Raw genomic sequence first — 22326 nt, forward strand, 5'->3', positions numbered from 1 at the left:
ATATCCATGGAACTTAACACGAACTATTCCGATTTAAAGATCACTTCACAGCAAGCCGAAGACATCCTTTTTACATTGTTTAATATTAAAGGAACAGCATCGGTATTACCAGGGGAAGTCGATTTTAACTTTAGGATAAAAACCCCAAATTCCGAAGGATATATTTTAAAAGTCTCTCGCCCAGATGAAGACTTGAACTATCTGGCTTTTCAGCAAAAACTCCTTCAGTATATCGAAGACCATGGCACTAACTTAATTGCTCCAAAAGTGGTGAAAGACATTGATGGTAATTGCATTTCGGAAATTACAGACGACCTTGGCAACAAACGAATAGTTCGTTTGCTTTCTTGGGTTTCGGGCAGGGTTTGGAGCAGTGTTAATCCGCAATTGGACGATTTAAGATATAGCTTAGGCCAGCAATGTGGTATTCTAACCAATGCCTTACAAGGTTTTGACCATAATGAAGCCCATCGCGAGTTTGAATGGGACATTGCCCAATCACTGTGGACCAAGGAATATATTCATTTATTCGATGGTGAACACAAAAAGATACTCACTACCTTTCAACAGCAATTTGAAGCTTCACAAAGCAGCTATTCCCAACTAAGAAAAGCCATAGTTCATAACGATGCCAACGACAACAATGTTATTGTCTCGGAAGACTTGATACACCCAACGGTAAAAGCAGCCATAGATTATGGTGATTCGGTACATACGCAAATCATTAACGATTTGGCCATTGCTTGTGCTTACGCCGTGATGAACCATAACGATCCATTGGATGCAGCCCTGCCCATAGTAAAGGGCTACCACAGCACTTTCCCCTTACAAGAAGACGAGCTGCAACATTTATATGTTGCAATAGCCATGCGATTGGTGATCTCGGTAACTAAATCGGCCATAAATAAAATTAAAGAACCCGATAACACGTACTTGCTTATTAGCGAAAAACCCGCTTGGGAGGTTTTAAAAAAATGGCATTCTATTTCTAAGGCATTTGCTACCTATAGCTTTAGGAATGCTTGTGGCTTTATAGGGCATCCAAATGAAGAAAAGTTTGTACAATGGGCTAAAAGCAACACCTTTAAATTATCCGACCTATTCCCTAGCATTGCTAAAAATGAAGTTCATCCCATAGATTTAAGTGTATCGAGTAAATGGATTGGACACCAAGAGGAATTTAACGATTTGGAGCTATTTGAATTTAAAATCAATACGCTTCAAAAAACAGTTCCCAATAAAATCATTGCTGGTGGTTACTTAGAACCACGAGCTTTATATACGGCTTCCAGTTATGACAAAATTGGCAACAACGGAAGAGAAAGCCGAAGTATTCATTTAGGGGTTGATTTCTGGTTACCCAAAGACACTCCTGTTTCTGCTCTATTCGATGGTGAAGTCGTTATGGCCGTTAATGATGCTGGTGATAAAGAATATGGCGGTTTGGTCGTTTTAAAACATACTGTTGATGCCTTTCATTTCTATACGCTTTATGGACATTTAAGTATTGAAAGCGCTACCCAGCATAACGTTGGAGACCATATAAAACAAGGAGAAATCATTGCCAATTTAGGAAATCACCCCGATAATGGCAATTGGGCACCCCACTTACACTTTCAAATCCTATTATCGACATTGGATTATAAAACCGATTTCCCTGGCGTTGCTTATTTCAGTCAGTTGGACGTTTGGAAAAGTATTTGCCCCAATCCAAACCTGTTATTTAAATTACCATCACTTGAACAACAAGACACCATTTCAAATTATGAATTAATCCAATACCGCAAACAACATTTGGGCAAAAGTTTAAGCCTGCAATATAAAACCCCCATTAAAATGGTACGTGGTGCAGGACAATACCTTATTGACCAATATGGCAAAAAATATTTGGATACGGTAAATAATGTGGCCCATGTAGGACACGAGAATTACGGCGTTGTAAAAGCTGGTCAGGAACAAATGGCACTTATCAATACCAATTCGCGCTATTTACACGAAAATATCAATGCTCTTGCCCAAGAGCTCATTGAAACCTTGCCGCCCCAATTAAGTGTATTACATTTTGTTAATTCTGGTAGTGAGGCCAACGAACTGGCCATAAGAATGGTTAAGGCAGCTACTGGTGAACGCGATATTATAGCTTCGGAAGTAGGCTATCATGGTAATGCCAATATGTGCATTGATATCTCATCCTATAAATTTGATGGTAAAGGCGGACAAGGTGCCCCAGAACACACTCATATATTCCCCATTCCCGATGCTTTTAGAGGCAAGTACAGAGGCCCTAATACTGCCGAATCTTATGCTGAAGAAGTACAAAAACAAATAGACATTGTACGTAGTAAAGGGCGTGGTGTTGGAGCTTTTATTATAGAACCCATTATAAGTTGTGGCGGTCAAATTGAACTCCCCAAAGGCTTTTTAGCTAAAGCTTACGAAAACATTAGAGCCGCTGGCGGACTTTGTATTTCCGATGAAGTACAGGTGGGCTGTGGTCGTGTGGGAAAAACATTTTGGGGCTTTCAATTGCATGATGTCGTACCCGATATTGTTACTATTGGCAAGCCCCTTGGCAATGGACATCCACTAGCCGCAGTAGCCTGTAGCCAAGAAGTAGCCGATAAGTTTGCCAACGGGATGGAATACTTTAACACCTTTGGCGGGAACCCAGTATCCTGCGCCATTGGGACCGAAGTATTACGAATCGTAAAGCGTGATAAGCTTCAGGAAAATGCCCTACAGGTTGGCGCATTTTTAAAATCTGAATTAAAAGCACTTGCCAGTACCTTTCCCATTATTGGCGATGTACGTGGTCAAGGTTTGTTTTTAGGCATTGAATTGGTTGATGCGCATATGAATCCGCTAGCTGCCCAAACCGATTATCTGGCCAACCGTATGAAAGACCATGGCATATTAATGAGTACCGATGGGCCAGACCACAATGTACTGAAGATTAAGCCTCCCATTATCTTCAACAAAGAAAATGCCGAAGAGCTTTTATTTTACTTAAAGAAAGTTTTGGCCGAGGACTTTATGAAAATAAACTAGTTAACTTAAGAACTCTATTTTTTTATAACGATAGTTGCCTTTTCATTAGCCAATTTCTCCAGAACTACTTCTTTAAACAAGGTATTTTTATGGTTTGCTGATTTAACAAACTGGCTTTGCTTACTGTTTACAGATACCGATTTGTAGGCATTCAAAACATCCAGCACTTTAATTATCCACTTTTTTGAAGTGAGTTTGTTTTTATAATCCCCTTCGGCTTTCCCTATGGTTATTATCAACTCGCCTTGCGCGCCTACTTTTTGACTTAAAAGGGTTTTTGAATACTCGCCATTTTGATAAGCTATAGTTTTACTATCATCTTCATATAAGGTAAAGGAAGCAGACGATTTGGTTGGATATACTTCTAGGATTAAAACCTCTTCTTGTTGTCCTTCCTCTATCCAATTACGTTCAGGTATTTTTGGTAGCATGGCTCCCGATTTTATAAACAGAGGCAACTTTTCTACGTCTTCGGTATTGTAGTTAATAATGCCACCATCCTTATACACTTCCTTGCTCCAATAGTCAATCCAGTCATTTCCTCGTGGCAAATATATTTCCATGGTCTTAAAATCGCCATAAACCGGGGCTACCAATAGATTGGGCCCAAACATATACTGATAGGGCCAAGTATCAGAAAAACACAAATAGTCATCGGGAAAAGCAATAAGCATAGGACGGCTCATGGGCATACCTGTTAGGTAATTTTCAAAAGCCGTGGAATATATATAAGGCAATAGCTTATAGCGCTCTTTACGATGTTTTCTAATACTATTTTCAGCTGTTTTACCTTCACCCATACCATCTACCGCATGGGTCAATCCGTCTTTGGTTTCCTTTACAACTACGTTTTCCCTGTCCTCAATTTTTATTTTATTCTGAAAATTGGCGACATCAATATTACCTGCCCAGGGTTTAGGATTGTGGGATCTGGAAATGGCCGAAAAATCGGAAAACTGATTCCACCTTGCTTGAATTTGCCAAGTCTCACCAACTCCATCAGACGATATATAGGATACCCCTTTTAATGCGCCATGGGTATTAGTGATGGCTTTAATTTGCCATTTTAACTCATTCCAATTAAAGGAACAATCGCCTGTCCAATCAAACGGATACCGTCTAGATCCAATAATATTATTTACTGGCGTTACACTATACCTAAAATCCCACGGATTTACAGCTTGCATTTTCCGACAGCCCATAAAAAGTACCCGATTATCGTCTCCCAAAAGCTCCTGTGTTCCCAACCATATTCTACTATCGGTAATATCATTTCGCCGCGTATCCTGCCAAGTGCCCCTAACACCAATATCCAATTTCTCTTTCCATTTTTGCCACCATAATGTTTCGGGTTGCACGGTTTCTGTCCAGCCTTGCCCTACTCTATTTTTAAAATCCGGTGCATTATGTTGGATTAACATCACATCAAAATGCATGGCCTTTAAACTATCTATCATGGTCTTTGGCGATAATGGCTTAGAATAGCTTTCAGACCAATCCATAGCACTGCCCCAAACAATCTCTTTACCGTCTTGACAGCCATCACCCCACTCAAAATCGATAATTAAATTATCTACTGGGATATCATGTCTACGCAACTGTCTAGCGGCCTCCATCAGCTGTGTTTGATTTCCATGGCATGCCAAATGCTGCGTTTGGAAAAAACCAAAGGCTTTTTTGGGCAATAAAGGCTCTGGCCCCACAAGCTGGTTAAACTGGTTATAGATCCCAGTATAAGAAGGGCCATAAATAAAGTAGGAATCCATAATGGCATCTTCTCCTAAATAAATGTCATAACGTTTGGTTTCAGGATTATAAAACCAATGGGCATACCTACTGTTATCGTTTTTTTCATTAAAAAAACTGGCACTGTCAAACATACTATAACCATCCTTAAACATCCCATAAACAGGCCCATCCGATGGATAGACGCGTTTTTGTTCAGCTTTATCATCTACTCTAAGTAGCCCTTTGTATTCATCAATTTCAACGGTTAACCTTTCGGTCATAATAAAGTAGCTTATTCCTTCTTGCCGTACATTCACCTCTACTTTCTCCCAAGGCTCTACATGCCCTATAACAAATGGAATATCGTACTTTTTTGAAAATCCAAGACTATCATTCTGCAACGACCTAACCCGAAACATTGTTGGTAAATAAAACGATACTTCTGTAGTTTTTGAAAGGATTGCTTTTGTGGCATATCCATCATAAATTACCCGAGCTGATTGTCCATAACAAGCAATACCTGCTACAAAAAGCACCATTAATATTCTAACTTTTTTTAACCGCTCTTTTAGCTTAACACCCGTCATGCCACAACAGCTTTAAAAGCGTTAAGCTCTTCCAATAATTCGTTTCTTTTAATGCGGCATAATCGGTCTACTTTTAAATGATTGGACAACAGGGCTTCTTTTTTAAGCAGAACGTTTTTTTCGTTAAATTTATTAATGGTTTCAGCAGAAAACCCACTGCTTACTGGATTTGTAATCAAACCATAACCATTCTCTTCTAAAACGTCACCTGCAACACGCTCAAAAATTTCAATTTCTTCAGGTGTAAGGACTTCCAAAAACTTTCTGGTGTTATTGGACATTATTGGCATGGTAAGATTGCTCCACATATATCCCGCCGCAGCAGTTATTTTAGATTCATTTGAATTGAAATATTCTAAAGCCGTCTCATCTAAATGCAATCCCAAAAAGGCATTTATCTGTTCAAGGACTTCTTTGGGGTTCGCTATAAGCGATTCATAACTAATCGTTAAACACCTTTTAGGTTCCACATGCTGAAATAACTTTTTTGCTTTCAAGTAATTGTTCTTCCAAATTGCTGCTAAATGGTAAGCATGCTTTTCGCCTACCAAAGTTTTTTTAAAGGATGCTGCTACATCGCGTCCATCCCTAACCAAATGAATATAATAGGGTTTCATGCCATTAGCCTCAATAGCTTCGTAATAGTTTAGGTTTGCCATACTCTTACAGCACCAAAAGCTAGCGCCTTCCTGTATAGCCATAGCTTCATAAACAGCTCTGTACACTTCAACAAGTGTGTGTTCTCTACAGTTTTTTAATATCTCGTTCCGGTCTAAATTTAGATTCCATTTTACCGGATTGGTTTCAACTAATCTACATACATCGTGCACTAACCTTGAAAAATTATCATGCTGCTCTAAGTCTCCATATTTATGCAGAATGGGATAAAACACCTTTAAAATATGTGGTGGGTGGTGTGCAGAAATCAAAGGTGATTGGTTCAAAATTAACCGAAGTAAATTCGAACCTGACCGTTGGGTTCCAACAATTTGAATAGGCGTTAATGTCTTGCTTAATAAGGTCATATAAAACTAAATAATAATGTTAGTAAAATAATTAGGGCTGGATGGATTTTGGTAAACAAAAACAATAAAAGGGAGATACTAAAAATTGCCCAAGGCAAGATGTTAAATCCAAAATGCTTTAACCCTATAATGTAGGCACCACTAAAAATGAGACCAATGACTACCGATCGTACACCTTTCATCACCGCATCAATGTAAGTAAGGTGTTTTATTTTTTGTTGTACATGCGAAAGCAATATCATAAGTAGCGACGATGGCAAAAAAATAGATAGGGTTGCTATAATGGCCCCTGTAATGCCTCCCATTTTATAGCCAATAAAAGTAACACTGGATAAAATTGGCCCTGGTGTTACCTGACTTATCCCTATGGCCGCATTAAACTCTTGAAGCGTTACCCAATGCAAATCACTTACAAGAGCTTGTTCCATGATGGGGATAATAACATACCCACCCCCAAATAAGGTTAAGCTCATTCCGGAAAATACCGATGCCAAAGACAATGAGGTACTCAACACTCCCGTAAAAAAAGATAAAAGCAGCATTAATGCTACAATGCTCGCCTCAATAACAACCAATGTTTTAAGTTCGGTTTTGTTTAAAGGTTTCGCTACACCAGGATTAGAATTAACAACTGGTTCTTCCTTACCATAAATAAAATAGCCTACCACCCCTCCTAAAAAAATAGATCCTATTAAAAATAGCACATTGGGAGCCGTAATAGCCACCATAAAAGCAATTATGGCAATACACCCCTGACTCACCAATCGCATTTGTTTTTTAGCCATGTTAAAACCAACACTTGCAATTACTGCTGCCACTACTGGTATAATAAAAGCAATATGAAAATCGGCTTGCTCCCCAGTAGAAAAATAATACACCGAAAAGGTAGCCACTAAAACAACGGTAGGCAAAAGCACTCCAAAAAAACTAACCATTGCCCCTTTCACGCCCGACAAAATAAAACCGTAATAGACCACAGAGTTTACGGCCAATGGCCCAGGAAGTATGGATGCCAAAGAAACGCCATCCAAAATTTGGTCATCTGTTAATACCTTTCGTTTATCAACCAATTGTTTTCTTACCATTGCGACCAAAGCCATATGCCCTCCAAAAGCATAACTTCCTATTAGGAAAAAATTCCAAAATAGCTCTTTAAGCGATATGCTAGTTTGAGGTGCTTTCAAAGGTTTAGTTTTTAATATAAAATGAAGGAACAAATGTCGCCCTGTACGGATCGGGGATTCCTGTATTGATATGATAACTAATTTCTCCTGATGGGGATAACACCAATATGGATCTGCTACGCGGCGAACATACTAAGTAATTGCCGTTGGGTAGGGTTTCTACATTTCCCATTTTATCGGCATACAAATCATCTGGAAGGTTTATGGACACTACCGTTTGGGCTTTATTATCCTCCAATTTATAGGACACAACACTTGTTTGCCTTTGTTTTCTGCCATTATTGAACAGCATGTAATTCCCTTTCGGGTCTTTATGAATGGCATGTTGACTATTGAAAGGCAGGTCTTCAAGTTGAAAATCGCCCTCTTCCCCTAATACCCATATCCGTTTGCCAGTTTTTATATCGATTTTCCATATTTGGCTCCAATCGCGATACGATATCAACAGGTTACCGTCATCATCAAATGCCAACGCATTGGCATGCCCCCAGTCGCCATCCATATCTTCAAAGGAAATACCAACAGGATTTTTTATATCGAAGGTGCTCCACTTCCAAAGTACCTCTCCTTCTTTATTCAGCCGTACAACGGCACTCGAAACCGCTTTCTCTAATTGACCATTAACTTTATTGGGAATGGTGTCGTACACTATAGTAAAGACATCATCTTCATGTTCCAATACCTCGTGGTGCGCAACAAAGCCTAATGCGCTTAAATCTATTTGGTAAGTTATATCCCCATCAATAGTATATGAAACTATTCTGTTCCCCGCACTATTATTATGTCTGGCATTACCAACCAATACCAAGACTTCATTATCTTTAGTCCATCTTGATAATTTGGGCTGCCCATCAACCATTTGATACCACACTAAATCGGATTCATTATCGAGCATATAAACACTTCCTTTAACTAACCGTCTTTGCGTAAGCACATAGCCATCGAATGCTTTTTTGGTATTAACCCTCTCGTAAACACTCACAATATTTTCTTCAATGGGAGCCGTTCGAAAAGAGTCTATAACCGCTATCTCTTTTTCACCGTCTAAAATCTGTAATGCATAAGTCTCATTGGGCTTTAAACCCGCCAACAACAACTCATGTGCTTTGCTTTTAGTAGACACCAGATATTGCTCCTTATGTCTCTTTAAATTTTGTAGCCGAATGGTTACCAAAGCCGAATCGCTTAACGAAAACTGCAGTTTTTTTACCGTTGGATTTTTTGTTTGGGTAATTGTTGGCAAACCATTTACGGAAACCGCTTCTTTACAACTATGAAAAAAAAGCACCACTAGCAGTAATACCGCATAAAACCCCTGTTTCTTTTTGTTTTCTATATCCATACTGCAATTTATAAAATTAGCATGTATTCTTAATTGGTTTTAAAAGGATGAATGGAAAACGAATAGCTAAACACCCCTGGCCTAATCGTATATTTCTCATGGGTTTTTGCACCCCAGGTGTTATCCCCTCCTACTCCCATCTGCATATAATCAATATTTAGAGCAGTGATATTACTGGACCTTATTTCTGAGCCGTGCTTATTGGCATCTTGATTATAATGCGACAATTCACTGTAGAGAAATGGGAACACACTAAAATTAAAAACAGAGTCGCTTTTAAACTTTATCCCTTGGCCTTCTCCATTAGTAATAGTAAACCAGCTTACATCGGACCTATTACCGTTCTCTTGGGGCCTTATGTATTTGGTGTTCATGTGCTCTACCTCATCCTTATATTTTCCTATAAAAGCCGCTGTTTTTCTATCCCAATAATTCTCTTCCGGTCCACGACCATACCATTCTACTTGGTTTAAGCTACCTTTTAAAATGGTACTCATCCCTATTCGGGGTATTTCAGACAGGTTTTTATCGGCTTCCAAATTAACCGAAACAGCAACCTTACCTGAACCATCAATCTTATAAACAGTAGTTTGTTTAAATACCGTATTGAAACCATGCTGAACGGTAACTTCCAATGCATTATCATCAAAAGTATAATTAAAGCTTTTTAACTGAAGCCCTTCACTTATGTCTTTCCAGATTTCAGCTCTTTTTTGCAAACCGTTACCCAAATCGTTATCGGTTGGGGCACGCCAAAAGTTAGGCTTAAGGGGTGCTTCGAGTAAATTACCCTGACCATTTTTAAGAGCTATGATATACCCTTGGGTTTTATCAAATGTAATTTGCCAAGCATCTGTTTGTACTAACAGCAGATTATCATAATCCACTACTTTGTTTTTATTTATACCTTCCGAAGATACCTTGCTTGGCTCCAAAATACCTTTATGCAAAGCTATTTGCTCCCTAGAAATGATATGGTTTTGGGGAACTAAATCTTTTTCTGCTTTGGTCCTTACCTCAAAATTGATGTAATAATCTGATGCTTTTTCAAAAGTTAAATCATGGATTGGCACTATAAATACAGTTGAATCATTAGGATTAACATCTATTTGGTTCAACGATCCATTTTTAATCACATGCCCATTTTTTAACACCTGGTAATCTATTTTAAAATTATTGGTATTCGTAAAAAAGAAATTGTTGTTTAACTGAAACTCCCCTTTTTCTAGCTGTTTGGGTTTAATTTTCAGGTTTCTATACACATGTTTAACTTCCTTTAAGTAAGGATATGGTGTACGGTCTGCATATAATAATCCGTTGGCACAAAATGTGGAATCGTTCATCGTTTTTGGATCTCCCATATCGCCTCCAGCGGCCCAAAATGCAATGCTGTCTTTATTTTTTTTGGCAAAGGTTTGATCTACCCAATCCCAAATAAAGCCCCCTTGAAGGTTTTTATACTTTTCCATAACGTCCCAATAATCCTGAAGGTTCCCTACACTATTCCCCATAGCATGGGCATACTCGCATAAAATAAGCGGGCGGGCATCATTTTTTTCTGCAAATTCCGATATAAAATCGATGTTCTTGTACATAGGCACCACCATATCGGTATGTTGTTCATACCAGGCTTCTTGATATTGCACGGGACGGGTATTATCTCTGTTTTTCATCCAATTATAAATCTCAACAAAGTTTTTGCCGTCTCCAGATTCGTTCCCCATAGACCAGGCTATAATACTTGGATGGTTTTTATCGCGTTCTACCATGCGCCTGGCACGGTCCAAAAACGCTTCTTTCCAATTATCGTCATTGGTTAGCCTTTCGTAACTTTCATAGTGAAACTTCATGCCATGGGTTTCTATATTCGCCTCATCTACAACATAAAGTCCATATTTATTACAGAGTTCGTACCAATATTCATCATTGGGGTAATGACTGGTACGCACGGCATTAATATTGTTCTGCTTCATTAAGCTGATGTCCTGAAGCATGGTTTCCTTAGTAACATATCGTCCTAAATTGGGGCTCCATTCACATCTATTAACCCCTTTTATATAAATGGGCTCTCCATTAACCAAAAGCTGACGCTCTTTAATTTCAATGGTTCTAAATCCAACAGCGATGTTAACCACTTCCTGTAGTGTATCATTTACCGTGTTTTTAATGACCAATTGATACAGATTAGGGTTTTCAGCAGACCATTGCTTTGGTGCTTCAATCGTTTCCTTGAATGCTACGGTTTGGTTTTTGGCTGCTTGTGGCATATCTATAACCTTACTCCAAATAGGTACTTCATTATCATCTAAAAGTTGGATATCCAATTTTAGATTGGCATCATGACCAAGCCTATTCGACAAATCTATTGAAACATCCAAAATTCCATTGTTATAAGTTTCATCCAAAGTTGCCTTTGCAAATACATCTTCAATATGAACATCGGGCACTTGATACAAATACACATTACGTTCTATACCACTTATGCGCCAGGTATCCTGACCTTCCAAATAGGAACCATCGCACCATCGGTAGACCATTACGGTTACATCATTTTCTCCATTAACCAAATAATCTGTTACATCAAATTCGATGGGCACTTTGCTCCCTTTGGCGAACCCAATTGCTTTGCCATTAATCCATACGTACACGGCTGCTCTTACCGAACCAAAATAGAGGATGGTTTTAGTATTGGCATCCCAACTATTGGCCAAGGTAAACTTGCGTTTGTAAACCCCAACAGGATTGTCTTCTGGCGTATATGGTGGATTGGGGGTAAAAGGATATTCTTCATCCAGATAATACGGCACCCCAAATCCTTGTGCTTCCCAATTGCCAGGCACCGAAATAGTGTTTAACTTTTCTAATGGATAGGATGGGTTGGTGATGCTCTTATCCACTTCATTTGATGTTTCAAAATATTGAAAATTCCATGTGCCATTTAACGATTGAAAGTGCTTGGAACTTTCCTTATCTCCCAACAGGGCCAATGCTTCATTTTCAAAAGCAAAAAATGTGGCCCGCGGTTTTAAGGTATTCTTTGAAACTATACTGGGATTATGGAGTTCTTCAGGATTATTTTGATGGTTGCCATTACAACCAACCATTAACATTGCAAATACCAGATATAAGTAGGTAAATTTATAATTCATTTAGTTTACTTTTATTCAATTAACAATAATACATGCGCTGCCGACCAACTAAAATGATTGGCATTCAAGCCTTCTCCGGTAATTGGATGATAATTTTCCCTAATGGGATATCCTTTTTCCAGAAGGCCTTCGGCATTTTTAATAAGTTTTTCCTTTAATTGGATCGCCTCTTGTTTGTACCCATAATTTTCCAAGCCAACTATGGCAAAATAGGCTTGATCTAACCAAACTGGACCACGCCAATATCCGTTTTGGGGATCGAAATCTTTATGGGTAATATTTAAAGTTGGAAATGGCACCTTACTATTAAATAAGGTTTGGTCCAGTATTTTATTTTTAACCGCTTTGGCTTTTTCTGAAGTGGCGATATTGGCCCAAAGTGGCAACCACCCTTCTGGCCCTATCACATTAATGGTTTGATGATTATCTGTATTACGATCGAAGTAATATTGTTCTTTGTCGTTAAAAAAAGCAGTATTAATTGCTTCTGAAATTGCTTCTGCTTCTTTCTCCAGAAGGTCTATAGATGCTGTATTACCTGAAACTCTCGCCAATTTGACCAATCCTTTTTTTTCGGCCACCAGATAAGCATTTAAATCAACCGATTCCTGATTTAACGACCAAGCCCTTGAATTGTTTTTAACTATTTGCGCCTCATCGAACCTCACGGCATTGTCCATACCACTTTCCCAAGCCGCAGCAATTCTAGTTCCATCGGTAGAGCCATATTCGCATAGCTTATTACCATCATGGTCTCTATTGGCATACCACCAATTATGGTATTTTAGAAGTTTAGGGAACATCTGTTTTACAAAAACGGTATCTCCGGTTTGTTCAAAAATTTCATTAACTGCCCACGTGGCCAGTGGAGGTTTGGTATCCCGCCAATTATGCTTCTCTATAAGGGTATCCCGAAACACACAATCGGCAATCATACCTTCGTTATCTTGGTAATCGAACATGGCCAATACTTGTGCCTTGGCTAATTTAGGCTCAAACCGAGCTAGGGCCACCGCATGCTTCCAAGAGTCCCATGCCCAAAACCCGTGGAATCCTTGGTATAGGTAAGACGGAAATAACCCGTCATGTTTCAATTCACCCTCGGCAGTTTTCCAGTTTCCTATTAGGGTCTGTATTGCTTTTGTTTTTAGCAATTCAAAATCCAATGAATCCAACCAATGCCCTTTTGTGTAGGGAAAGGCTTCATGATAAGCTTTCCATCGGTTAATGGTTTGATTATAGGAATTGACCACAAAATCATTACTAATAGATTGCTCCTTTTGGTTTTCAGCTTTTTGAAAAAATGAGGAATATTGTAAATTGACTGTTTCAGCTGTATTAGGCTGTATTTTAAATGCCTTTGAAGTCTTGGTTACAAACGATTTTCCTGAATCATCCACTTCAGTTTTAAAATCTCTGTCGAACTGATAATAATGAACCGATTCAGCATCTGAAAAGGTCACCTTTAGCGCTTCTTCTGAATTAAATTGAGCCATTTCCAACCACACATCACCTTCCCACCCCACAAAGAGTGCTATAGGTTTTGAATTGTTATTTTGAACTTTAGCCGATACCAACACCGAAGTACTTGAATAAAACCATAGTTTTAAATTGATTTCCAAGCCCTCTATTTCTGTAATAATATGCTGTTCTAAATAACCGGGATACTGATTTAAATTAGCCTTTACATACTGTATCTTATCTCCGTTTGCTTTATATAATGATAGTTTTGCAAATGTTTTCCCTAACCAAATGCCGTTGTCCCTATCCATAGAAAAAGGTCCTATAAAACTTCCGTAAAATTCCTCACTATTGTTGGGCAAGGCAAAAGCATGCCAAGATCCCAAATCGGTAAAACTAGACACCGAACGATCTTGTGGTGTATTGGGTACTCCTTTTAGATTGAGGACATTAGACATAAAATTGTTATGAGCTAATGGCAACGATTTGTTATTGACTTCCTTTTTACAGGACAGCCAACCTACCAATAGCGCCAAGCACAATAATGTGACATATATAGTAAATGTTCTTATTTTCATAGATTTGGTGCTTTACGCTTTTGGGTCTTTAATAAATGAAACCTCAGCTTATCATTGTTATAAACTGATAATAGCCCCTTGTCTCCATTACCCAAGGTGATTAATTTCATATCCCGAAGGTCTCCATTTAGATAAAGCCCAGTTTTTGTATTATCCAGATTTGAAAACCCTCCTTTGCCATCACCAAGTAAAAGTGTTCCCATACTGGCATCGTTTCTTGTGGTTTCTACTTCCGACTGATAATTGTTTCCTGCCAACAAAACATCTAAATGCCCATCATCGTTAAAATCGAATACCTCGATAGCATTAACCGCTGAGAACTGTGCCGAAATGGGCAATGGCCTAACCTCAAAGCTTTTATTGCCTTTATTTTCCACATAAACCGACGCAAAACTGTAAACACTGTAGTGCAACGCATTTTGAAGTTGATCTGTTCCATAAACATCAGATAGGTTTGCACTGGCAAATTCGTGATAGGTTGGAAATCTTTCTTTAATGCTTGGCATTTGCTGCGACGAACATTCTCGTCCACGCAATGGGTATAGATTACCTTTTTCGTGATAACTCAACACAATATCAAACTTGCCATTGTTATCAAAATCATTGGCAAAGACCTCAAATGGTGCTTCAATACTGGCTTTGTATTTATAATTCAATCCGTTATTCCCTATAATGTAATCTATATCGCCATCACCATCAAAATCGGAACCAGCAATGGCATTCCACCATCCTGTTGTATGCTCAATCCCCGTAATACCTTCATCTTTTTTAAACACGCCATTGTTATTTTCTAAAAAGACAACCCCTGTCCACTCGCCTACCAAAATGATGTCTATATCGCCATCGGTATCATAATCGGTCCAGGAAAAGTCGGTAATCATACCAATGTTCACCAAATCGGGTGCAAGCTCTAAAGTGGCATCTTTAAGTACGCCATGCTCATTTAAAAATAGTTTCGATGTTGTTGGCGAAGGGTATCTTCCGGGAAATTGTCTGCCTACCGAAAGGACATCCAAATCACCGTCCCCATCAAAATCGAATGCCTTTACTTGAGAACCACTCTGACTGGAACCATCAATTTTTACAGATTTATTATAGATACCATTATTGTTTATATACAAACGATCGGTATAGAGCTTATGTCCATTTACAAATTCATTTCCCCCACTTACTACATACAAATCATTATCGCCGTCGGCATCAACATCAAACAACAACGACCCCATGTCTTCATATTGTTTATCGTTTACCAAAGCAGGTTGGTTTATTCTTTTAAAACTACTTTCATTTGTTTGCATAAAAACCGCTCCTGCCTGACCCTGGGCTCCGCCAACATAAATGTCATTCAACCCATCATTATTAATGTCGCCTACGGATGCATGAGGCCCTAGCCTGCTCATACGATGTGGGATAAGCACTTCCCTTTCAAAATCATTAAACTCATTTTCTTTATGCTGAAAATCGAGACCTAAGCTATTGGCCGAATCTGTTGAAAACAAGTAATTATCTGCTATGTCCTTTATTTTTGAAGGCTTGGAAATTGCATTCTTACAATCCAAAACCAACTTTTGATTGGTGGCTACATTATATAGGGTTTGCTTTTTGTCATCCGGCCAAGTAATTTCTAAACTGTCAATGCTTTTACTGCCTTTAAAACCAAAATGGATAATAGGTTCTACCGAAGATTGATAGCCCCGAGTGGTATACATTTCCTTGGTTTGAAAGGTCCTTTCATTATAAACCCTTACTTGCGCCCCAATTCCAGAACTGTTATTTTCCGATCCTTTAAGGCTAAGGGTTAAATAATTGCCCAAGTGCTGGTCTACGCTATTGTTTTTATATATAAATGGTTCTTCATCTACATTATTGACCACCAAATCCAAATCACCATCGTTATCGAAATCGCCATAGGCCAACCCATTTGAAAAGGATTTGACAGCTATACCCCATTCGGAAACTTTATTTTCAAACTTCAGATTATTGTGTCCTTTATAAACATAATTAACCAATTGCTTTTGTGGTGTTAGATTTACCAAACTTTCAATTAGTGCTTTTTTATTGACGTTGGCTTGCTTTTCGGCTTCGGCAATAGCTTTCTTTTTATAATTTCTGAAATCGTTATTTCTAAAATCACGTTTTAGTCCATTGGTAACAAATAAATCCTGAATACCATCTAAATCGATATCCAAAAAAAGAGGCGCCCAACTCCAATCGGTATTGGACATTCCCGAATATTGTCCAATCTCACTAAAATGTAAATTCCCTCTGTTTAGTTGTAAGGTGTTGTGCATGTATTGGTAATGGAATCCGTTTTTAACATGGGCAAAGAACAGTTCTTCATTCATACTGCTCATGCTTGTTTTTTTTCCGTAATTGTCTTCGGAAACCATATCTAAAACAGCAATATCCATTAGGCCATCGTTGTTGATATCGGCTATATCGGTTCCCATGGCATAATTGGACTGATGACCAAATGATGATTTAGTTTCTTCCTTAAACGTACCGTCTTGTTGGTTTATGTAAAGAAAATCATGTTCGGAATAATCGTTTGCTACATACAAATCTGGCCAACCATCTTGGTTTAAATCTCCTGCCGAAACTCCTAAGCCATAGCCCAACTCGTTTGAAATGATTCCTGCTTTTTCTGAAACATCTACAAAAATGCCGTTATCATTCCGAAACAGTTTATCGCCCACATTGGGGTCTCTGGTCCGTTTAATTTTTTCAATATTAAAAAAGGGCTTAACGTTCACATTATGATTAAGTAGAAACATATCCAAATCGCCGTCCTTATCAAAATCAAAAAATAAGGCTTGGGTACCATAACCTGTATCTGCCAATCCTAGTTTGGTAGCAGATTCTTCATAGATAGGTATATTTTGGGTTGATAGTCCTTTTGATACAAAGAACAGATTGGCACGTTGTGCTTCTGGTAATTTACCTGAACGGCACACATAGATATCCAAAATGCCATCGTTATTTATATCGACCATAGTCGTGCCTGTGGTCCAGCTTGGAGAATCCCATACACCAGCTGCTTTTGTAATATCCTTAAACTTAAAACCTCCAAGGTTTAAATAGAGTTTGTTAGGGGTTACATTACCTGTAAAAAACACATCGGGCAAGCCATCTTTGTTCACATCGCCAACCGAAACACCGCCTCCATTATAATAGTACTCATAGGTCATACTATTCATTTCCGCACTCTCTGGTATGGTGTTTTTAAAACCCATCCCCATAGCATTTCCTTTTAGTACAGAAAACAATGGCTCGTTTGCGACAGCCTTAACGGTATTATTAACCGTAGCCTTATCGTTGTTACAGGCCATAAATAAACTTATTATCAGGAGTACTCTAAACTTCATGTGATATGGAAAAACTATAGTCTCTTCTATTTAAACTGAATACACAAAAGGATGGACACCTCTTGTTGTGATTGTTCCCTATTGCTTAAAAAAGAGGTAAACACTAAAATGATTTACCCCTTTTTAATAACAACTCAAAAAATTAAATTAATATCCTGGGTTTTGCACTAGGTTTTCATTGATATTCATCTCACTAAGCGGGATTGGGAAAATATCATGCTTGCCATCAACAAAGTTCTCCGCAAATGGTTTTGTGTGATCGGTTAATGTTTCGCTAATGGGTTCTGTATTGGCACTACCTTTCGCCCAACGGTATAAATCGAACCATCTTATGGTATATTCCATAGCCAACTCTACCGGTCGCTCATGGTGACGTATTTGATCGCGTAATTGCTCTTTATTTAAGCCTGCCAAGGCCTTTGCTTTCGATCGTTGTCTTACTTCATTCACCAAATCTAAAGCTTCGGGTGTTTGGTTGTTTTCATTAAGTGCTTCGGCTTGCATTAACAATACGTCTGCATAGCGCATAAGGTTAATATTAATGCCGTTGTAGAAACTTAAATCGAAATCCTCTGTATACTTTTTAAAATAGATAGGGTGACTTAAATTGTCCTTAACTTCAGCATAACTCTTGTTAACGCCTTCATATCTATCACTCATTTCAGACATGGGGTCGTCAAAGAATATACTGGCATACACGCGATCACTAAAGCCATCGGTATCTGTTAAATCCTGTTGCATTTCAGAGAACAACCAATCGGATGGATAATATAATTCCCATCCGCCTAAAGCTCCAGGGGTAACCTCGAAATTAAATGGGTGTCTTTCATCATTTCCATTTGAACGGTCTGCGCTCCATTGGATTTCAAATACGCTTTCTGAACTATTTTCCCCTTGACCGTTAAAATTATCGGCATAGTTTGGCAATAAGCTATACGCTCCACTTGAGATTACAGCTCCAAACTCTGAAATGGCCTGAGTATATTTTTCCTGAAACAAATATGCTTTTCCTAAATAGGCTGTAGCGGTGTGCTTTGTCGCTCTACCTAAATCGGCTCCATCCCAACTAGCTGGCAACCCCGCCTTGGCATCTGCAAAGTCGGCTTCTATTTGTGCCCAAACTGCATCTGGTGTAGTTTGCGACACGAAGAAATCCTCTGGTGTTTTAGGCGTTGAGGTTATTAAAGGAATATTTTCGAAAGCAATTAACAGATGAAAATTATATAATCCTCTTAAGAACTTTGCCTCTGCTATTATAGCGTTTTTTTCTGCTTCGCTCATAGACTCTATAGTAGGCACATTTTCAATAACCTGATTGGCATATGAAATTCCGGCATAATTAGATCTCCAAAAGCTGGAAAACGTAATATCATCGGTACCATTGGTAAAGCTTGCCAAGGATTTACCATAATCGGTTGGCGCATTTAAAATATCATCGGCTTTCCAGGTCACAGCAATGTACATCTGTTCGAAAAATGTCCATTTAGAACCATCGTAAGCTTGTAAGGCTGAGTAAGCAGCAACAATCCCTTTTCTGGCATCATCTGCATTTTGCCAAAACGATTCTTCTGTTAATTCCTGTACGTTTTTCTGTTCCAAAAAGTCATTACACGACCATAAGGTTAGTGTAAGACTAAGTAATAATATAAGCTTTTTCATTTAAATTCTTTTTTAAAAATTAAGTTGTAATCCCAATAAAATGTTTCTTGAAAGCGGATATAATCCTCTATCTACACCTCTAGCAAATGTTGTATAGTTTGATACGCCAGGATCGAAACCTGTATATTTTGTAAACGTTGCTAAGTTTTCGGCACTTACATAAACTCTCGCATTAGAAAGCCCTAATTCTTCTGTATCTATGGTATATCCCAACTGGATATTCTTAATTCTTAAATACGATCCATCTTCTAGGAAATAATTAGAAGGTCTTATATTTTCATTTGGATCTAATGAAGAAACTCTAGGCACACTGGTATTTGTATTGGAAGGTGTCCAGGCATTCAAGAAATCGGAAGAGAAATTTTTTCGGTCTCCCATTCTTCTATATAGAAGCACTTTCGTTCCATTATAAATATCGTTCCCTTGAGATCCTTGCATGAATAATGTGAAATCGAAATTCTTATAGTCTGCTTTAAAGGTTATACCATACTCTAAATCTGGTAAACCGCTACCAAAATATCTTCTATCATCATCATTCAACTCTCCATCACCATTTATATCTACAAATCTTAAATCTCCAGGCACTGCATTGGGCTGTACACCATGTGTATTAATTTCGTCTTGATTTTGGAAAATCCCATTGGTTTCAAATAAATAGAATCCGCCAATCTCCCTTCCAACTTCGGTTCTTGTTGTTGGGTGCGTATCGAAAATGGTAAACCCATCGGTAAACGACTCATCTTGGAATCCTAACTTGGTGACTTTATTTTTACTGGATGATGCATTTACCGTTACACTATAACTAAAGTCACTACTAGAATTTTTATAGCTCAATGACACATCCCACCCCTTATTCTCTAAGGTTCCTGCATTGGTAACTGGAGGAATGGTAATACCTGTAGTTGCAGGTACAGGTACACCAACAAGCATATCGGTGGTTTTGGTTATAAAATAATCGAATGTGGCACTTACCTTATTATTAAACATCCCTAGCTCCAAACCAAAGTTTGCAGTTCTAGATTCTTCCCATTTAATATCTTCGGCCGAAAGGGAACGGCTAATGGTCCCTACATTAACAAATTGCGATTCGCCTCCTCCAAAAGGATAGTTAATGGCATTATTGTTACTTGACAGTCTTGATAAGTATAAAAAGTTACCTATATTTTGATTACCAACGGTTCCCAAACTGAAACGTGGCTTTAGGTTACTGATAAAAGGCACATCAAAAAAGTCTTCTTCAGTAACTCGCCATCCTAATGAAAAGGAAGCAAATGTGGCATATCTGTTTTTAGGCCCAAATCTAGAAGACCCATCACGACGAACACTTGCATTCACCAAATACTTTTCTTTGTAGTCGTAGCTTAACTGCCCAAAGAAAGACTCTAAAGAATTAGTAACGTTAGATCCATAAGAATTGGCATCACCAATTCCCGCCCCTAAAGCCAATAGATTATTGGAAGGGAAATTGTTGTTTGAACCTCCTGTTGATCTATATTCCTCTTTTTCATAAGATATACCAGCCAGTACTTTTACATTATGGTCGTTATTAAAGGTCTTGGTATATTCTAAGGTATTGTTCCATACGGTTCCCGTAAACCTAGACCTTAATTCACCAATATCAGCTTGGTCATTGACTTCCTGTGGCCCAAACTGATAGGTTGGTGCATGGTAAAAATAAAAGTCATTGGAAATATTAATTCCTATTCGGGTTAAAAACTTTAATCCGTCCAAGAGCTCAATTTCACCAAATACATTACCTTGAATATGGTCTATCTCTGTTTGATCGGTAACAAGCTGGGTAATCCCAACCACATTACCAGATCCTACTACTGGATCGGCATAACCATCGATGGTATTGGGATCGTAAACGGCATTATGCGGTAATGATGACAACATGGATAGTATTGGTGAAAACCCAGAGTTTCCTCTACTTCCCGATTCATCTTCACCGATTAGATTACGCGTAGAACGTGCATAAGCAATCGACTGGCCTACTCTAATTTTATCACTTAAATTAAAGTCGGTATTAATTCTGAAGTTATAGCGCTCAAAATCTGAAGCTATTATCGTTCCCTTGCTATCAAAATACCCTAAAGACATACTATATCTGGCCTTATCTGAACCTCCAGAAATCCCTAAGTCGTATTTTTGCTCGAATCCAGTTCTAAAAAATTCATCTTGCCAGTTAGTATCTGCTACCCCAGTTAATGAAGTATAGGCCAATGGTGCCTCACCATCATTGGCATGGGCTGCATTACTTATTTGATTGTTTTGCGCTGTGTTTAAAACGCCCATACGCTCTGGTATGGTGCTAACTCCTAAATAAGAATTGAAAGTTACTTTTAAAGCACCTTCCTTACCTCTTTTTGTGGTTACAATAACAACCCCGTTAGAAGCTCGGGCCCCATAAATTGTTGCTGAAGACGCATCCTTAAGTACGTTTATAGCTTCTATGTCTGCGGGGTTAATGGTTGAAATATCCCCTGGAATACCATCTATAACATAAAGCGGATCGTTATCGCCTATAGTGGCCAATCCACGTACCCGAATTACAGGTGCACTACCTGGAGCACCAGAACCTGGGGTGGCAATAACCCCTGCTACTTGCCCTTGAAGTAAATTAGCAACGTTAGCTCCTGGCAACTTTTTAATATCTTCTACATTAACCGATGAAACGGCTCCTGTAATGTCTTTTCTATTTTGTGTAGTATAACCTACCACAACAACTTCAGACAGTGCTTCTAAATCTTCGGTGAGATTTATATTAATTTCTGACTCGCTTCCTACTGCTACTTCTTTAGTTTCATATCCAATGTAACTAAATACCAATGTAGCGTCTTGACTTACCTTTATGGAGTAGTTTCCATCAAAATCGGTTACAGCCCCATTGGATGTTCCTTTTTCTGATACGTTGACGCCCATCATCAACTCACCACTAGTTGCATCTTTCACTGTTCCAGAAACCACCTTCTCCTGAGCGAAAAGGCAACCTGCTGACACTAGAAATAATGCTAAGGCTAAAAAATGGTTTTTAAAGTTAGTTTGTTTCATAAAATGTTGAGATTATAAATTGTTTTGACCAAAATTGATAAAAATTACTTCCAGAGCATAGAAAAACACCTTTACACAACCTTTACAGCTTTATAAATACTTACTTGTTAACTACATGAAGAACTATAAAAGCTACCCTTTTAGGCGAA

At 38.4% G+C, this 22326-nt stretch carries 10 protein-coding genes; 1 reads left to right on the forward strand and 9 read right to left on the reverse strand.

Annotated elements, in window-relative coordinates:
- The first annotated feature begins 6 nt into the window (after positions 1-6).
- Positions 7-3048: an aminotransferase class III-fold pyridoxal phosphate-dependent enzyme gene (locus tag MR062_RS13645; RefSeq protein WP_242205216.1), complete on the forward strand. Its 3042-nt coding sequence runs from the start codon at positions 7-9 to the stop codon at positions 3046-3048.
- Positions 3049-3062: 14 nt separating this feature from the next.
- Here the strand turns inward: MR062_RS13645 and MR062_RS13650 are convergent, their stop codons facing one another.
- From MR062_RS13650 to MR062_RS13690, 9 genes are all read right to left on the reverse strand, one after another.
- Positions 3063-5363 carry a TIM-barrel domain-containing protein gene (locus MR062_RS13650; protein WP_242205218.1) on the reverse strand — a complete coding sequence of 767 codons (2301 nt, stop codon included), beginning with the start codon at positions 5361-5363 and terminating at the stop codon, positions 3063-3065.
- Positions 5360-6388: a sulfotransferase family protein gene (locus tag MR062_RS13655; RefSeq protein WP_242205219.1), complete on the reverse strand. Its 1029-nt coding sequence runs from the start codon at positions 6386-6388 to the stop codon at positions 5360-5362. The genes MR062_RS13650 and MR062_RS13655 overlap by 4 nt, the downstream gene beginning before the upstream one ends.
- Positions 6385-7572, reverse strand: a complete 1188-nt coding sequence (gene chrA, locus MR062_RS13660) for a chromate efflux transporter (protein WP_242205221.1) — start codon at positions 7570-7572, stop codon at positions 6385-6387. The genes MR062_RS13655 and chrA overlap by 4 nt, the downstream gene beginning before the upstream one ends.
- 4 nt (positions 7573-7576) lie before the next feature.
- Entirely contained in the window at positions 7577-8914 is a 1338-nt protein-coding gene (locus tag MR062_RS13665) for an aryl-sulfate sulfotransferase (protein WP_242205224.1), read from the reverse strand.
- 29 nt (positions 8915-8943) lie between these two features.
- Positions 8944-12063: a glycoside hydrolase family 2 TIM barrel-domain containing protein gene (locus MR062_RS13670; protein ID WP_242205226.1), complete on the reverse strand. Its 3120-nt coding sequence runs from the start codon at positions 12061-12063 to the stop codon at positions 8944-8946.
- Positions 12064-12074: 11 nt separating this feature from the next.
- Positions 12075-14102, reverse strand: a complete 2028-nt coding sequence (locus MR062_RS13675; protein WP_242205228.1) for an MGH1-like glycoside hydrolase domain-containing protein — start codon at positions 14100-14102, stop codon at positions 12075-12077.
- On the reverse strand, positions 14099-17431 hold the full coding sequence (locus tag MR062_RS13680) for a VCBS repeat-containing protein (protein ID WP_242205230.1): 3333 nt from the start codon (positions 17429-17431) through the stop codon (positions 14099-14101). The genes MR062_RS13675 and MR062_RS13680 overlap by 4 nt, the downstream gene beginning before the upstream one ends.
- A gap of 183 nt (positions 17432-17614) precedes the next feature.
- Complete coding sequence (locus tag MR062_RS13685; protein WP_242205232.1) at positions 17615-19126, reverse strand: RagB/SusD family nutrient uptake outer membrane protein; 1512 nt, start codon at positions 19124-19126, stop codon at positions 17615-17617.
- 12 nt (positions 19127-19138) lie between these two features.
- Entirely contained in the window at positions 19139-22177 is a 3039-nt protein-coding gene (locus MR062_RS13690; RefSeq protein WP_242205234.1) for a SusC/RagA family TonB-linked outer membrane protein, read from the reverse strand.
- Between the last annotated feature and the right edge of the window lie 149 nt (positions 22178-22326).

Origin of the sequence: Aestuariivivens insulae (assembly GCF_022662195.1) — a bacterium.
GTDB classification, from domain to species: domain Bacteria; phylum Bacteroidota; class Bacteroidia; order Flavobacteriales; family Flavobacteriaceae; genus Aestuariivivens; species Aestuariivivens insulae.

Bases quoted from the DNA above. Each gene is read 5' to 3' on its own strand.
- MR062_RS13685 (WP_242205232.1), bottom strand. From the start codon at position 19,126: ATGAAAAAGCTTATATTATTACTTAGTCTTACACTAACCTTATGGTCG.
- MR062_RS13650 (WP_242205218.1), bottom strand. From the start codon at position 5,363: ATGACGGGTGTTAAGCTAAAAGAGCGGTTAAAAAAAGTTAGAATATTA.
- MR062_RS13670 (WP_242205226.1), bottom strand. From the start codon at position 12,063: ATGAATTATAAATTTACCTACTTATATCTGGTATTTGCAATGTTAATG.
- MR062_RS13675 (WP_242205228.1), bottom strand. From the start codon at position 14,102: ATGAAAATAAGAACATTTACTATATATGTCACATTATTGTGCTTGGCG.
- MR062_RS13690 (WP_242205234.1), bottom strand. From the start codon at position 22,177: ATGAAACAAACTAACTTTAAAAACCATTTTTTAGCCTTAGCATTATTT.
- MR062_RS13655 (WP_242205219.1), bottom strand. From the start codon at position 6,388: ATGACCTTATTAAGCAAGACATTAACGCCTATTCAAATTGTTGGAACC.
- MR062_RS13665 (WP_242205224.1), bottom strand. From the start codon at position 8,914: ATGGATATAGAAAACAAAAAGAAACAGGGGTTTTATGCGGTATTACTG.
- MR062_RS13645 (WP_242205216.1), top strand. From the start codon at position 7: ATGGAACTTAACACGAACTATTCCGATTTAAAGATCACTTCACAGCAA.
- MR062_RS13680 (WP_242205230.1), bottom strand. From the start codon at position 17,431: ATGGCCTGTAACAACGATAAGGCTACGGTTAATAATACCGTTAAGGCT.